This is a genomic window from Haloferula luteola, assembly GCF_014201715.1.
GTDB classification, from domain to species: domain Bacteria; phylum Verrucomicrobiota; class Verrucomicrobiia; order Verrucomicrobiales; family Akkermansiaceae; genus Haloferula; species Haloferula luteola.
This window is the reverse complement of sequence record NZ_JACHFD010000002.1, coordinates 336220-351296: the sequence shown is the minus strand read 5'-3', so window position 1 is coordinate 351296 and position 15077 is coordinate 336220. Positions and strand designations below refer to the sequence as shown.

Below are 15077 nucleotides of genomic sequence, written 5' to 3'. Positions count from 1 at the left end.
AGTGGCTGGAGGCATCTCAGCGGATTTCCTCGGCCCCGAAGTATGGGACGAGGGCCGCTGGCAGTTTGATGGAGCCGTCCGGCTGCTGGCCTTGCTCAAGGATGGCGACGTAGAGCCGCGGCAAAGCGGTTCCGGAGCCATTGAGGGTGTGGCAGAACCGGTTCTTTTTGTCTTCTCCCTTGAAGCGCAGTTTCATGCGGCGGGCTTGGTAGTCGCCAAAGTTCGAGCAGCTGGAGACTTCGAGGTATTTTCCCTGACCGGGTGCCCAAACTTCGATGTCGTAGGTTTTGGTGGAGGAGAAGCCGACGTCCCCGGTGCACAATTCGATGGTGCGGTAGTGTAGGCCGAGGGTTTCGAGGACGGCCTGGGCGTGGCCGAGGAGTTCCTCAAGCATCTCGAACGAGTGGTCGGGATGAACGACCTGGACGAGTTCGACTTTATCGAACTGGTGCATGCGGATGATGCCGCGGTTGTCCCGACCGGCGCTGCCAGCTTCGCGGCGGAAGCAGGGAGTGTGGGCGCAGAGTTTCTTCGGCAGTTCCTCTTCGGAGAGGATGGTGTCGCGAAAGAGGTTGGTGACGGGAACTTCCGCGGTCGGAGCGAGGAACATCTGGCATTGTTCGCCATCGAAATCGGTTCCGTACATGTCCTCCTCGAATTTCGGGAGCTGGCCGGTGCCTTCCATGCACTCGCGTTTGATGATGTGCGGGACGTTGACTTCTTCGTAGCCGTGCTGGGTGGTTTGGAGGTCGAGCAGGAAGTTGATGAGAGCGCGTTCGAGTCGTGCGCCCCTGCCGCGATAGACGGCAAAGCCGGAGCCTGCAATGCGGGCACCGTCTTCCAAGGAGATCAGGCCGAGGGCTTCGGCGAGTTCGAGGTGGTCCTTGGGCTCGCTGACTGCGGGTTTTTCTCCCCACTCGCGCACCACCGGGTTGGCGGTTTCATCGGCACCGACTGGGCACTCCGGGTGAGGGGTGTTCGGAATGAACTTGAGGAGACGCTCTTGTTTTTCCTGGGTCAGCACGACGGTTTCTTCCAGGGCGGCGATCTGATCGTTGATGCCACGCACTTCGGCCTCGATGGTCGAGGTGTCTTCTCCCTTGGCCTTAAGCATGCCAATTTGCTTGGACGTCTGCTTGCGTTGGGAAAGGAGTGCTTGTTGCTCGGTCTCGGATTTGCGGCGGATTTCGTCGCATTCGAGGACTTCACGGACCTGAGGACCGAAATCGCCGCCGCGGGTATTGAGGCGGGCGATGATGGCGTCGGCGTTGTCGCGGATTTCGCGGATGTCGAGCATAGCGGGAGGGCCTTTAGAGCATCCGGCACCGATCGTCCAATGCGGAACGTTGAAGATTTCGGTGCTTCAAGGAGCGGGCTACTCTTTGGAGTCCTTGATTTTGATCTTTTCGCGAAGGTGGGCGACGGCTTTTTCGGCGAGATCGATGACCTCATCCTCTTCGCTGGTATCAGCGAAATGTTGAGCGATCTCCTCCGCCCACGGGGAGGCTTCGCTGCTGGCGAGCCCGCGGATCACGGAGATTTTCTCGGCGGCGGTGATGGATTTGTCGGCGAGGAGCTTCCACTGGGTTTGGCGGATATCTTCGGGGCGATCGGGGCGTGCGAGAACGAAGCGGTGGGCGGCATCGAAGGCTTTGCGGCGGAGGTCACCTTCGGATTGAGCGAAGGTTTCGATGAGGGTTGGGTAGAGGCTGTCGTCCGGCCAATCGGCGAGGGCCTCGATGGCGGCAAGTTGGTCGAGTTTGTCATCGCCATCGAGAATCTGGAGGATGGCGGCTTCGGCGCGTTTGCCGCCGGCGTGGCCAAAGAGCCGAATGAGGGCGCGCCGGGCGTCGGTGGAGTCGGTCTTTTGCAGGACTTCATCGATGACGACGGCTTGGGTGAGTTTGTCCTTGGCGCGATCGATGATGGCGGCTGCAGCGTTTTCGGCAGCACGGCGGAGGGATTCGACCTCGGCATGGGTGAGGAAGTCGAGGACCGGTCTGAGTTGATCGGTGGTGGCGACTCCGCCAATGGCTTTCAAAGCCGCGGTGGCGGTAGCGGGGTCTTGGGAGGTTTTGAGGTAGTCGATGAGGAAAGGCACGACGGATGGGCTTTTCCTGGCGACGAGGACTTGGCCGAGAAGATCGGAGCGAATTTCAGGGGTGAGGGGTTGGGTGGTGGCGAATTCGGCGATGTAGGCGCTGACGTCGGTGCCGTCTTTGGGTTCGGCAATTGCGAGGGCGCGGTAGAGGGTGGGTCGGGTGCGGTTGGTGCCCAGGCGGGTGGAGTCGAGCAGTAGGTCGAGTTGTTCGCGGTTGACTGGGAGAGAGTGAACATCGGTGTCGGCTGCCTTTGCGACGAGGGCATTGTAGCGGTCGTTGCGATCGTTCTCCTTGAGTTTTTGAATCAGGACGGCTCCGGCGATGCCGACTGAAATGACGAGGGTGAGGATGAGCACGCCCTTGGCGGCTGGACTCATGCCTTTTTTCTTTTTGGAGGCTTTCCTTGGGGGGGAGGCAGGAAGAGGAGCGGCCGAAGGTTGAGGGGTGGAGAGCTTGGCGGAGGGAAGAGGGCCGGGGGCCGGGGGTGCGAGCTCAGCGGGTTCTTCGGGCTGGCCGGGAACGTGGAGCCTGGGTTTGCCCATTTGGGTGACGGGTGCGGGCGGTGGCGCATCTGGAGCGGGGACCGGCTGGGTCGGGCTGACCGGCTGACTGGCCGTGTGCAGGCTGGGTGGAGCGTCCGAAGGTGGCTGCATGGGCTGCGGCATCGTCTTGGTTGAAGGCGCTTCGGGAGTGGGCTCGAGCGGGGATTCTTCGGGCAGTTGGGCTCCAGGAATGATGAGTCGTGGGCGTTGCGTCACGGGAGGCAGAGGGGGCACGGGCCCGGTGGCGGAGGAGAGGGCCCGGTTTGCGGTTTCAAGATCCATGAAGGAGGAAAGGGCCTCCCGGGCGTTTTCCGGGCGATCAAGGGGGTCCCGATTGATGTGCCACATGATCCAATCGAGGATCCACTGCGAGAGATCGGGCCGGATTTGAGCCAAGGGCACGACGCGGTGCTGGAGGTGGGCGGCCATGACCTGCGGACCGGTTTCCCCTTCAAAGGGCGAGCGAGCGGCAAGCGCGAAGTAGTAGACGCAGCCGATGGCATACATGTCGGTGCGGGCATCAAGCAGGGCGCGCTCGAATTGCTCCGGTGCCATGAAGAAGATGGAGCCGTAGACCGAGTCATTGTGGTCGACGGTCTGGCGGCTGGGCTGGGGCGAGAATTTGGCGAGGCCGAAGTCGACAAGCTTCACCTGGAATTTGCCGGAGGGGAGCCAATTGACCATCACATTGGATGGCTTGAGGTCGCGGTGGACGATGCCGAGGTCTTGGGCGGCAATGAGGCCTTCCTGAACCTGTCGGGCAAATTCGAGGAAGTCACTTTCGGTGAGGGGGGCTCGCTCGACGATTTCGTCGAGGGTTTCTCCTTTCAGCAATTCCATGACCACGAAGGGTCCGTCATCGTCGATGCCGACATCGTAGATGGTTACGATGTTGGGATGCTGCAGGGCGGCGAGGGCGCCGGTCTCCTGAGTCATTTGGCGGGCGGCCTCTTCGGAATCCGCTCCATCCTTGGCGGTGAGGATGCGCTTGATGGCGACCTCGCGCTGCAAATGGCGGTCGAAGGCACGGTAGACCGAGCCGAGCCCGCCTTGCCCGATTTTTCCTCGTATTTCGTAGCGTTCCTCCATGACGTCGCGTGGGAAACTACTGGTGCGGATTTGGCGTGCCCGCAACGATGAAACATGTCCTGCCGGGCGGCAGGGAGGTCACGATGCCGCCTTTTCGAGCTGTTCTTGTCGCCAGCGGGTCGGTGAGGCGCCGACGATGCGCACGAAGCTGCGGTTGAATTGGGAGAGGGATTGATAGCCGACTTGGAAGGCGATCTCAGAGATGCGCTTCTCGGGCTTGAGGAGTTCTTTTTTTGCCCACTCGACGCGGCAGCGATTGACGTAGTCGGTGAGGGTGAGGCCGGTGGCGTCTTTGAAAAGGCGGCAAAAGTGGGACTCACTGAGGCCCGCGACGCGGGCGACGTTGCCAAGTGGAAGGGGTTCGTCGAGGTGCTGGTGGATGTGTTTGCGCGCCTTGGCGATGGCGGCTGGCTCGCTTCCCTCTTCGATGATGGCGAGGGATTCCGCGTGCTGGCCAAGTTGGTGGGCGAAGCTCTCAAGGAGTTTCACCATGCTATCGTAGCGGTCGGGATTGACCGTCCGGGTCTGGAAATAGGCGGTGCGCAGGGTGCGTTCGGAATCTGCAGCGAGTTGCTTGCGGCCGAATTTTCCGAGGAAGGTTTCGAAATCCTCTTCGTTGGGGGTGCGGGTGAAGACCTGACCGGTTCGGAGAAAGCCGACGATGGTGGCGCCCATTTTGACGGGAACAGCGGTCGAGGTCAGGCCAGCAAAGCAATGGCAAGTGGTGGGTCCGCCGACTTCGACTTCGTTCATCAGCCGCCGGTTGGTGTCGATGCACGCTGCGCAGGCGGATTTGCAAAGGTTGATGTGTTCGCAGAACGGGCTGCGATTGACGGTGTTATCGTCGAGGCACCAGTGGTCAGGGTCTGCACCGAGAAGCCTCAGAGGAAGCCCAGTAGCAGTGCGGAAAGCATCCTGATAAACTTTGAAGAGTTCAGAATGCTTGAGTCGCTCGTGGAGGGTGGATTCGAATCCCTTGGCGGCGTTCATGGTTGGTCGACGTTGGCTAGGTAACGGAAAATCTTCGAGCCTTCAACACCTGTGAGTCGTAGATTTGAGGCTCATTCGTGAGAGTCTGCAGGCAGGGGGCGAATTCCCTCTACCAGCAGCACCAGATCTTGGTAGTCGCCATTGCTGGCTTCTTCAAAGCCGACCAACCAGGCGTCGGTCATGGGTTTCCCCTGAAAATGAAGCACTGGGTAGACGCGGGCGGCATGGGGAATGGGGGCATCGGAAGGCCGATTCGCATCGGTATAGGAGACGTAGTGATGCCCCGCCATGAAGAATCCGAAGGGGCTGGCCGGTGGCGCAATTTCGATGGTGGCTTGGCCGTCGGATAGGGGTGGAAGGAGGCATTGGTGGGCATCGGCCGCTATCGCAGGACCGGCCATTCGGGCGACCTCCTGGTTCTGGCTGGGGTCCTGAAGGGTGAATCCCCAGGGGGTTTCCCCGGGGGGGGAGAAGCGGGCTAGTGGGGTGATACGAATCTTGCCTTCTCCCGCCGCCACGAACTGTGGATGGGCGAGGCTTTGGCCGATCTGAGCGGCGCGCGTGTCGAGCTCCAGAGCTTGGCCGCCGACGTCCAGAGGAATGCCCAAGGCGTGGACGATGCGCTGAAGCGGCGGTTCGTTTTTTCCTTCAAAGGCATCGAGGCCAATGGCCTGCACAGGGAGGGTGATGGGAGCAGCGTTGGGGACGTCGAAATGGAGTCCAGCGTAGTAGCGACGGGCACCGTGGCGCGGATGGAAGGCGATTTTCCACTCGGCTTGAGCGCCGGGAGCGACTTCTGCGGGCCCCTCGAGGACTTCGAAGCAATCGGCATCGCTGCCTGTCCATGAGGGGCGGGAAATGGGGGTCGTGCCCGGGTTGCGGAGGTGGACGATGCCGGGTTGGGCAGGTTGATCCCGCACGGCGCTGAGGCTGAGAAGTCTCGGTTCGATGAGGGGAGGAGCGGGGATTTCTCGGAATTCGACCGCACGGTAGGCGATTTCTGCGCCTTCCAGTTGGAGACAGATGCGACCTTTTTTGAGGGGCTGGCCTTGGGGATCGACGATCCCACCGAGGCGGGCGATGGTGCGGCCATTGACAGTGAACTCTGCCGATTCATCGGCCTGAACGGTGACGACGACGCGGTTCCAGCCCGAGGGGGAATCGGCCTCTTCGAAGCGACCGATATAGGGCCAGGAGGGTTCGTAGATTTTGAGCACGCCGCCATTTTCCGGGAGCTGACCGGCTTCTCCGGCGCCTTCGGGAGCTGGGGAGGTCTCCGGACGCATCCACGTGTGGCCCCCGGTGCGAATGAAGATGAGGTCGCCAGTGTCTCCTTCCTGCACCTGGCATTCGACGGAAGTGGGCCAAATCGTCGAGGCATCCTGGACATGGAAGAGCAGCCCGGCATCGCGCAATTTGTCGGCCCGCGGGGCAAATCGTTTGCCGATCCAGCGGTATTCAAAGCGCACTTGAAATCGAGAGAGCTCCCGCTCGTGGGTGATCACACCAAAGGGGACCTTTTGGCCGACGGGCACGTCACGATACATGTGGATGGCTCCGTCATGAACTTGGACCAACTGATCGGGGTCCTCGCCGGGCGAGAGGTTTTCGAGGGTGACGGTCCATCCGTCGAGGTCGCGGCCATTGAAGAGAGGTTGCCAGTCGGAGGCGGAACTCCGAGGGCTGGCAATCAGACCGAGAAAGAGAGCAAAGATGGGTGAAATCCCGTGCATGGGTCCCCACCCCAAACCGTTTCTGCCGGTCCGCCAAGTCAAGGCGTCAAAAATCTGCTCCGATCAGCGTACCAGGCTGGAAGGGTTGTGATAATGCCAGTGGTGGCCGTCGGTCACATTTTCGAGGTTGTTCCAGACCATGTAGAACATGAGTCCGCCGAGAGCCGCCCAGAATCCAGTGACTGCGGTGACGGAACTGCCCCAACTCCGACCGCGATTGGCGGCGGCTCCGAGGAGCCAAGTGGACCACATGCCGAGGCACCCGGTGAAGATGATGAGGAAAGGCCAGAAGAAGATCCGCACGGTGTCGCGCATCCAGATGGGGTAACCTCCAGCGTTGCGCCAAAAGAGAGGCTGCTCCTTGAGGATGACCGCGGTGGTCAGCAGGGCGAAGGCCCCAAACAAGAGCGGGACACAGAGCCAAGCGGAGAGAAACGAGTTCTCTGCCTCAGAGGGTTGCGAAAGCAGCCGAGGAGCGGACCGAGAGTGGAACCGGCTTCTCTCTCCGCCGCGAGTGGCGGCAGCATCCCAACCGGTGATGGAGAGGCTCTTCGACATGGCGTTCCAATCGGCAAAAAGGTTAAGAGATTTCAAAAATCTGAGAACCCATCTCAAAAATTCCTGAATCTCGTTTCGGATACTCCTCATCTTTGGCAAAATCGACCAAAAAGTTCCCTGAAATCAGCAGAAATCTTGCCGAATTAGGCAAAAACTTCCCGTGCGGCGGTGCCTTTTCCATCCTCAGTGGCATAGAAGGGGCGCCCCTCGACTTCGAATTCGGTTTTCGGGCTGATCCCCAAGGCGGTGAACAGAGTTGCGTGGAGATCGGTGACGGTCACAGGTTTCTCGATGGCGACCAGCGGACGCTCATCGGCGGTGCGTCCATGGCAATATCCGCGGCGCATGCCACCGCCAAAGAGCAGAACGCTGGAGCCTCCGGTGAAGTGACGGTGGAGGCCGTAGTGTTTGGGCTCAAGGACGGTGGAGCCTTTGTGATCGGCCTGGTCTTGGGCATTGGAGCCGGGTTTTCCCTCCATCATGGCGTCGCGGCTGAATTCGGAAGCAACGATGACCAGGGTGCGGTCAAGCCGGCCTTGGGAGTCAAGGTCGCGGATCAACTGAGCGATGGGGCGGTCGATCTCGCGATGGAGTCGGGCGGTGGTTTCGTGTCCTGCAGCGTGGGTATCCCACTGCATGAAGGGCTCGTATTCGGTGGTGACTTCGACAAAGCGGGCACCGCGTTCGACGAGTCGTCGGGCGAGAAGGCAGCCGCGTCCGAAGCGGCTGGTATCATAGATTTGGCGGGTTTCGGGAGACTCGGCGGAAAGATCGAAGGCGTCGCGGTCTTTGGAGCTGAGAAGCTGGTAGGCTTTGTCCATGGAGCGCAGGAGGGACTCGCGCTGGTGGTCGCTGGCCTGGTCATGCAGGGGGTGCGTCTCAAGCAGGCGTTGGTAGAACTTTTGCCGATCGCTGAAGCGCCCTGGGGTCATGCCTTCGGGGGGTTGCACTGACCGAGCCGCGAGCTCAGGGAAGGGCAGGTTCATTGGGCCATACTCGCTGCCGAAGAAACCTGCAGTGGTGAAGGCTTTGAGTTCTTCTTTTTCCCCGATGCCTTCGAGGCGCTGGCCAATGTTGATGAAGGCGGGAATAACAGGATTGATGGGTCCGAGAACTTTGGCGATCCATGCGCCGAGGTGGGGAGCTGCGACCGTCTGGGGAGGCACGTAGCCCGTGTGCCAGTGGTACTGGTGGCGGGAGTGCAAGATGCTGCCGAGATCGGGCTGGACGGCGGAACGGATCAACGTGCCGCGATCCATGATGGAGGCGATTTCCTCAAGTCCCTGACAGAACTGGACGCCATCGAGCGCGGTATCGATGGCGGGGAAAGTGCTGAGCACGGAGCCGAGATCCATTCCGGTTTGGTAGGGCGCGTAGCGCTTCGGATCGAAGGTTTCTGGAGCGGCCATGCCTCCTGCCATCCACAGAAGAATGCAGGAGTCGGCCGTCGCCTGGAGGACGGATTCCGTGTCCGAGTCGGAGGCAGCCGCGCGCAGTGGTTCGCCTCCGGCCCAAGCTGCGAGGGAGGCCGCAGTGAGCTTTTTGAGATAGTCTCTGCGGGTGATGGCGAGAGGTTCGCGGGGGTCGCGATCGGCAAAGAAGCTCATGGGATCAGAAGAAAATCGGGAGTCATGCAGAGGGCCCAGAGGGCATCGGTGAGGACGGCAGGGGAGGGCTCATCACCGAGTTGTTCCCGGAAAAGACTGCGTTCCGGGGCGGTAGGTTCGCGGTTCAGGGTGGAGAGGAAAAGGTGGTCGATGAGGGCGTCGAGGGAGGGCCAGGTTTGGCTGGCGAGGTGGTGGGCTCCGCTCTCCAGCCATTCGGCGAGTGTGCGGTCATTGGACAGGTCGAGGGCTTCGAGCGCGGTCAATTCTTCAGGCCGGGAGGTGACGATCTGGTCGCGATTGGGGCGGCCGAGGCTCCGCATGAGCGGGTTGCTTTTCACCAGGGATGCCCGGACCGGGCGCGATCCTCGGTCGGCGCCTCCATGGGGTAAGGGCGCATCGATGGAGGAGGGCCCGCTTTGAGTGATTTGCCAGATGGCATCAGTGAACGATTCTGCGGTGAGTCGTTTGGCCTGGGGTCCACGGTAGGGGGTGGCATCTGGGCCGGCTGGAGCCGCGGCGCTTTGGTAGGCGGCAGAATGGGCGATGTAGGCGAGGGTTTCGCGGAGGTTATAACCGTTTTCGCGGAAGTGCCACGCGAGGTGATCGAGCAATTCGGCCGACCAAGGTTCGGTTTTCATGGCGTCGAGGGGATGACTGATTCCGCGGCCCATGAGTTGAGCCCACAGTCGATTGACGAGGGTTTTGGTGAAGCGCCCGTTGTCGGGATGAGTGACCAGACGGGCGAGTTGATCGAGTTGAGTGGCTGGGTCGGCCGCTGGGTCGATGTCGCCGATTTCAGGAAACAACCAGCGGGGTGCGGCTGACTTTCCGGTCGGCTGGTCGCAGCGATACATTTCCAAAGGTTTGCCGGCATAGATGGCCGCCAGCCCATAGGCGTCGTTGAGTTTCCAGCGGTCGACAAAGCTGTCGTGGCAGGAAGCGCACTTCATGTTGATACCGAGAAAACTCTGGGAGAGGCTCTGGGAAAATTGGATGGGCTGGCTTTGGGCGGCGCTCACTTCACCCCGCCAGCGGATGCCATCAATGAACCCCCGTAGGTCGTCACTGGGTGGAGCGATGAGTTCCCGGGCGAGCTGATCGTAGGGCTTATTGGCGGCCAAGGAGGCGTAGAGCCAGGCGGTGATTTGGCGGCGTCCTCCGTCGATGTAGCCAGTGCCTTCGTAGTCGTTGCGCAGGAGATCGTTCCAGAAGCTCAGCCAGTGATCGGCGTAGCCAATGTCGTCGGTGAGGAGGCGGTCGATCAGTCGGTCTCGCTTGTCGGGCGAGGGGTCATCCAGAAAGGCCCGGGTTTCTTCAACGGTGGGAAGCAGACCGGTGAGGTCGAGGGTGGCTCGGCGGAGAAACGCGGCATCCTCGGCAGGGGGCGGCACGGGAAGCTGGTGATCGGTCAGCCATGCGTCGAGAAGGCGGTCGATGGGGTGCTCTCGGCCCTGGTGAGCTGGTGGCAGCGGGGGTTCTTGAACTTCGAGGGGCGGATCGTAGGCGGGTTTGCCAAAGGTGAAGCCGTCCTCCCATGGCATTCCGGCGGCGACCCATTGTTCCAGCAAGCGCTGTCCCACTTCGGGAACGGGTTCATGCTTTTCGGGCGGCATCCGGAATTCCGGATCGGGATCGGCGATGAGCGTGAGGAACTCCGAGTCTTCGGGGGAGCCCGGGACGGCCATGTCGTCGGAGAGGAAAGAATCGCGGGAGTTGATGGAGAATCCGCCTTTGGATTTGTCTCCACCATGGCATTCGAAGCAGTGCTTTTTGAGCAGGGGAACGACTTGATGCGCGAAGTCGACATCGGCCCAGGCTGAGCTGGGAAATAGCAGCAGGAATACGAGAGCTCTCATCGCCACGAAGGGAGAAATCCCGGGGCCGACCCGGAATTTGCGAAACGTGGCTACGGGAAGCGATGGCGAGACGTATCAGGAAATCGGTCGAGGAGACCTTGGTTCGGGCATGCGATTCGAGACGAGGTTGGCCGTACCTGCTGCCGGAGGCGCTCGAGGGGATGGGGCGAGCTCGATTAGGCCGCGGGACGATTTCGGAAGGTGACCAAGAGAACTGAAAAGATCGAGCTGAGAGGCATCAGAATCGCTGCCAGGAGAGGGTTCATGTGGCCATGCAAGCAGAGGGCGACGGCGGCGCTGTTGTAGATCAGGGCGAAGATGAAAGCGTGACGGACACCGCGTGCCCGTTGATCGGCGATGCGAAAGAGTTCGGGCAGGAATGCGAGGCCTGACCCCAGGGTGTAAAAGTCCGATTTGGCTTCCAGCAGGGAGCGGTCGACCACGGGAGTCCCGGTGACATGGGCGGCGTCGAAGGCGAGGGAGTCATTGGCGCCGTCTCCAAGATAGAGGGTGTCCAAGTGGTCGATGGCCCGCACCCGGGCGGCCTTCTGATCGGGGTCGAGTCCGCCGATGGCTTGGTTGCTGGGAATCCCGAGTTCGGCTGCGAGGGGGGCGACTTTTGCGGGAGTGTCGCCGGATAGGATGTGCAGATCACAGGGACGGTTGCGCAGGGCATCGAGTGCTTGGTGCGCATCGGGCCGGATCGAGTCACGAAAATGAAAAGCGGCGATGCGTCGACCCTGGTGGGCGAGGACCGTGGCTCCGTCTTGGATGGCATCGGTCCAGCCCGCCCGGCCAAGGGTCCAGGTGCCAGGATCGTCCGAAGTCGGGCGGAGCGCAACGCCCTGACCGGGATGGTCTTCGAGATTCCCGGATCCGTGGGCTGCAAGCAATCGTTGACCGCGCATGCCTAGGGCTTCGTGGAGGGTCCGGCCCACGGGGTGGAGGGAGCCTGCGGTGAGTCGTGCGAGGGCAAGGGCGGCCTCATCGGAGAGGTCGCTCATGGTGGCAGGATCCTGCAATACAGGGCGCTCCAAGGTGAGGGTGCCGGTTTTGTCGAAGACGACGTGTTTCACCTGGCGTAGGCGCGACCACAAGGAGGCGGTGCGGATGAAGGCTCCATGGCGTTCGGCGCGAGTGGCGGCAAGTTCATCGGCCAAGGGAATGGCCACCCCGAGAGCGCAGGGGCAGGAAACAACGAAGACGGAGATCATGGCTTGGAGTCCTGTGGCGGGTTCCCCGAGGAGGATCCAGCCGATGAGACCGCCGATTCCGAAAAGCAGAACGACGATGAGGTAGGCGCGGAGGACTTTCTGCAATAGGGGAGAGCCGCGCTCGGTGTCGTCGCGGCGGGCGAGTCGTGCGAGGAGGGATTCGGCCCAGGGCTCGGCGGCGGTGAGTGTCAACGGTTGGCGGGAGAGCAGGATGGCCCCGGCTGGCAGGCGGGTGCCGGGATGGACGAGCACGGGATCGGCCTCGCCATTGATCCACTCAAGGGAAACCTCGGCTTCATGGGTGACGGTGGCGGCGACGGGGGTGGCCTGACCGGGATCGAGCTCGAAGGTTTGGCCGGATTGCAGGGATTCGAGCGCAATGGTTTCGCTCCCTGAGCGCAGGGATGGAGGGATGGGCGAGCTGCGCAGGAGGCGGCGGCGATTGCGATCGACGGCGGCGGTTTGCAAGAAGCGTCCGCCGAGCATGAGGAAGACGAAGGTGGCAACGAAATCGAAGTACATGAGCCCTTCGAGGCCGAGGGCCCAGCCGACGATGGAGCCGGCATAGGCGAGCAGCAGGCCGAGGGCAATGGGGAGGTCGATATGGAGGGTGCGCAGGGTGAGGGCGCGCCAGGCTCTTTCGACGAAATAGGTGCCACCGACGAGCATGGAGAGGGTGGCAGAGATGAAGGCGATGAGGCGGAAAAGCCCGGCGAATTCAAAGCTGGCCGGCATGCCCAGATAGACGGGCAGGCTGAAGGCCATGGCATTGAGGGCAAAGGCTCCACAGAGCCCGAGGCGGGCGGCCAGGCGTCGGCGCTCGTGGTCGGGGGCATCGCGGCGCACTGGCCCGGCAACGTAGCCGAAGCGGGTCAGCTCACGCAGAAAGCTTTCGAGGTCACACTGGCCGACTTGCCAATCGAGGTGAAGCCTCCCGGACGCCGGGTGGGCGGCGGAGCGAATCGCACCAGGGAAGGGGTCAAAGAGCTTATCGATCAGCCACACACAGCCGACGCAGGAAATGCCTTCGATCGCGCAATCGAGGGAGGCGCTGCCGTCGGTACTGCGGGCTTCAGACTCGGCCACGAGGGGCGCAAGCCAGGAAAAATCGTGTTGTTCGAAGGGTCGCGAGCGCACCGGTGCGGTGGCCAGTCCTTGTTTCAGGTCATAGAAGCGATCGAACCCGCTATCGCGGATCATTTCGGCGACGAATTCACAGCCGCGGCAGCAATAGACTTCCTCGGGGCGAGAGGGAGTGAAGGCGGTGCCGCAGTGTTCGCAAGTGGCCATGACGAGGGGAGATTGGCCTCCGCCGAGCGCTGCATCCATGCGCGATTTGCCTCAGACCATGCGAGGATTGAGGAAGTTCAGAGGATGTGCGGAGCCCGCGGCCGCGAGAGGTCGGGCGGGGCTCGCGATGAAGGGCTGTGATGCCCTCGGCATCGGGGAATGCCATGGAGGTTCCGCCGATGCCGGTAGGGAAGCGATGGAGCCGGATTGGATCAGCCGAGGGCGGCTTCGAATCGGCTGTTGGCGGCTTCCCAGTTGACCACGTTCCACCAGGCGGAGACGTAGTCGGGACGGCGATTTTGGTAGTGGAGGTAGTAGGCGTGCTCCCACACGTCGAGACCGAGGATAGGGGTGCCGAGGGCATCGGCGGGGGTGATGCCTTTCATCAGGGGGTTGTCCTGATTGGGGGTAGAAACCACGGCAAGTTTGCCGTCCTGGACGATCAACCAAGCCCATCCGGAGCCGAAGCGGGATCCGGCGGCGGCGCCGAATTTCTCTTTGAAGGCCGCCAGCGAGCCGAAGGCTTCGTCGAGAGCTGCGGCGAGGGCGGTTCCGGGTTTTCCGGATTGGCTGGCGGGGGTCAGGGATTCCCAGAAGAAGCGGTGATTCCAGTGGCCGCCACCATTGTTGCGGACGGCGGTTTGCAGCGAGCTGTCGGAGATCCCGGAAATGGCCGGCATCAGGTCGTCGAGGGACAGGCTGGCGAGGTCAGGGGATTCCTTGAGGGCGGCATTGAGTTTGGCGACGTATCCAGCGTGATGTTTGTCGTGGTGAATCTCCATGGTCATCGCATCTATGTGCGGCTCGAGCGCATCGAAGGCGAAGGGAAGGTCGGGAAGGGTGGCTTCAGCGGCGCGAGTCAACCGGGGAAGGCTGCCTCCGGCCGCGGCAGCAAGGGCAGTGAGTTGGGTGAAGCGGCGACGGGAGATGGGAGTTTGCATGATTCCCCTGCTTAGCACCTCTGCCAGGATGCGCAAAAAAAAGTGGCATCGGATGCGTGCTGCGCCGGGAAGATTCCATTCGCGAAGCGGGAAGCGCATGGCTTAGCTTGGCAAAGATGTTGGAAATGACGTTTCAGCGCAGGGAGGGGTTCTACTCGGAATTGGCGAAGCTGACGGAGGCGGGATTCGGAATCCGAGAGGCGCTGCGATTGATGGTGGAGTCGGGGCTTCAAGAAGCGGAAAGCAATCGGGTGGAGCGGATGGAGTCTGCCCTGGCGGAGGGGAGGAGCATTGCCGGTGCCTTTGCAGCGGCGGAGGTATCGAAGTTGGAAGCGGTGTTGATTGAGGCGGGCGAGCGCAGCGGGAAGATCGCCACTGCGTATCGTCATTTGGCGGAGTATTTCGGGATGCTGGCTGCGGCACGGCGCAAGGCATTGCAGGCACTGGTGTATCCATTGGTTCTCTTGCACCTTGGTATGCTGCTAGCGGCGATTCCGGTGGGGGATTTGATGGAGGGGCTGGATTTCACCCGGGTGGTGGTGCGCTTGGGCATTTCGCTGGCGCTGGCCTATGGTGGGATTGGGCTCGGGTATCTGTGGGTGCGAAGTGCCTTGGCGAAGGCGCCGACCGATGCTGGTGTCGATCGGGCGCTGAATCGAATTCCCTGGGTGGGAAAGGCTCGGAGGTCTCTGGCGATGGCGCGCTATGCTCGCGTCGACCATGCGGCCGTTTTGGCGGGCTTGCCGATGGAGGAAACGGTGCGATTGGCAGGGGAAGCGTCGTTGAGCGGAGAGTTGACGGCAGCGGTCGAGCGGATCGTCCCCGCGGTGAAGGAGGGGATGGCCATCGGACCCTTGATGGTGGGGGAGCCGGCGTTTCCGAAATCGTTTTCGCGCTCCTACCTCACGGCGGAGGAATCGGGGACTCTGGATCAGGATCTCGACCGCTGGGCCAAACACTTCGCGAACGAGGCCAGTGAGCGGGTCGATCGCCTCACAGTGATGCTTCCCAAGCTGGGATATGCCCTGATTGTCGCATTTGTGGTGTGGAAGATCCTGGGGTTCTACTCCGGCTATTTTGGCCTGATCGAAGAGCTTGGAGGCTGAACGCTCGCCGAACTCGGATCTTAGGTTTGACAGCTACCTTGCAATACGA

Annotated in this window: 10 protein-coding genes; 1 reads left to right on the top strand and 9 read right to left on the bottom strand. The window is 61.8% G+C overall.

The features are described 5' to 3' along the window. Window positions 1-16: 16 nt before the first annotated feature. The 9 genes from serS to HNR46_RS03270 all read right to left on the bottom strand — a co-directional run bounded on the left by serS (window position 17) and on the right by HNR46_RS03270 (window position 13922). Window positions 17-1297 carry a serine--tRNA ligase gene (gene serS / locus HNR46_RS03310; RefSeq protein ID WP_184015759.1) on the bottom strand — a complete coding sequence of 427 codons (1281 nt, stop codon included), beginning with the start codon at window positions 1295-1297 and terminating at the stop codon, window positions 17-19. Between the two features lie 78 nt (window positions 1298-1375). After that, on the bottom strand, window positions 1376-3733 hold the full coding sequence (locus tag HNR46_RS03305; protein WP_184015757.1) for a protein kinase domain-containing protein: 2358 nt from the start codon (window positions 3731-3733) through the stop codon (window positions 1376-1378). A gap of 78 nt (window positions 3734-3811) precedes the next feature. Continuing rightward, a complete protein-coding gene (locus tag HNR46_RS03300; RefSeq protein WP_184015755.1) occupies window positions 3812-4723 on the bottom strand; it encodes a helix-turn-helix domain-containing protein in 912 nt (303 codons plus the stop codon). Window positions 4724-4794: 71 nt separating this feature from the next. Beyond that, window positions 4795-6456, bottom strand: coding sequence for a 3-keto-disaccharide hydrolase (locus HNR46_RS03295; RefSeq protein ID WP_184015753.1), 1662 nt, complete (start codon window positions 6454-6456; stop codon window positions 4795-4797). Window positions 6457-6519: 63 nt separating this feature from the next. Beyond that, complete coding sequence (locus HNR46_RS03290; protein ID WP_184015751.1) at window positions 6520-7014, bottom strand: hypothetical protein; 495 nt, start codon at window positions 7012-7014, stop codon at window positions 6520-6522. Window positions 7015-7157: 143 nt separating this feature from the next. Continuing rightward, window positions 7158-8621, bottom strand: a complete 1464-nt coding sequence (locus HNR46_RS03285; protein ID WP_184015749.1) for a DUF1501 domain-containing protein — start codon at window positions 8619-8621, stop codon at window positions 7158-7160. Next, on the bottom strand, window positions 8618-10477 hold the full coding sequence (locus HNR46_RS03280) for a DUF1549 domain-containing protein (protein ID WP_184015747.1): 1860 nt from the start codon (window positions 10475-10477) through the stop codon (window positions 8618-8620). Before HNR46_RS03280 ends, HNR46_RS03285 begins: the two co-directional genes overlap by 4 nt. Before the next feature lie 176 nt (window positions 10478-10653). Continuing rightward, window positions 10654-13020 carry a heavy metal translocating P-type ATPase metal-binding domain-containing protein gene (locus HNR46_RS03275; RefSeq protein WP_184015745.1) on the bottom strand — a complete coding sequence of 789 codons (2367 nt, stop codon included), beginning with the start codon at window positions 13018-13020 and terminating at the stop codon, window positions 10654-10656. A 173-nt stretch (window positions 13021-13193) separates the two neighbouring features. Next, on the bottom strand, window positions 13194-13922 hold the full coding sequence (locus HNR46_RS03270) for a superoxide dismutase (RefSeq protein ID WP_184015744.1): 729 nt from the start codon (window positions 13920-13922) through the stop codon (window positions 13194-13196). A 56-nt stretch (window positions 13923-13978) separates the two neighbouring features. On the opposite strand from HNR46_RS03270, the gene HNR46_RS03265 reads away from it, so the two are divergent. After that, the gene (locus tag HNR46_RS03265; RefSeq protein ID WP_184015743.1) at window positions 13979-15028 is read left to right on the top strand and encodes a type II secretion system F family protein; all 1050 of its coding nucleotides are present in this window, start codon (window positions 13979-13981) and stop codon (window positions 15026-15028) included. Window positions 15029-15077: the final 49 nt, after the last annotated feature.

Excerpts from the sequence above, each read along its gene's own strand:
- serS (WP_184015759.1), bottom strand. The coding sequence starts at position 1,297 with ATGCTCGACATCCGCGAAATCCGCGACAACGCCGACGCCATCATCGCC.
- HNR46_RS03305 (WP_184015757.1), bottom strand. The coding sequence starts at position 3,733 with ATGGAGGAACGCTACGAAATACGAGGAAAAATCGGGCAAGGCGGGCTC.
- HNR46_RS03300 (WP_184015755.1), bottom strand. The coding sequence starts at position 4,723 with ATGAACGCCGCCAAGGGATTCGAATCCACCCTCCACGAGCGACTCAAG.
- HNR46_RS03295 (WP_184015753.1), bottom strand. The coding sequence starts at position 6,456 with ATGCACGGGATTTCACCCATCTTTGCTCTCTTTCTCGGTCTGATTGCC.
- HNR46_RS03290 (WP_184015751.1), bottom strand. The coding sequence starts at position 7,014 with ATGTCGAAGAGCCTCTCCATCACCGGTTGGGATGCTGCCGCCACTCGC.
- HNR46_RS03285 (WP_184015749.1), bottom strand. The coding sequence starts at position 8,621 with ATGAGCTTCTTTGCCGATCGCGACCCCCGCGAACCTCTCGCCATCACC.
- HNR46_RS03280 (WP_184015747.1), bottom strand. The coding sequence starts at position 10,477 with ATGAGAGCTCTCGTATTCCTGCTGCTATTTCCCAGCTCAGCCTGGGCC.
- HNR46_RS03275 (WP_184015745.1), bottom strand. The coding sequence starts at position 13,020 with ATGGATGCAGCGCTCGGCGGAGGCCAATCTCCCCTCGTCATGGCCACT.
- HNR46_RS03270 (WP_184015744.1), bottom strand. The coding sequence starts at position 13,922 with ATGCAAACTCCCATCTCCCGTCGCCGCTTCACCCAACTCACTGCCCTT.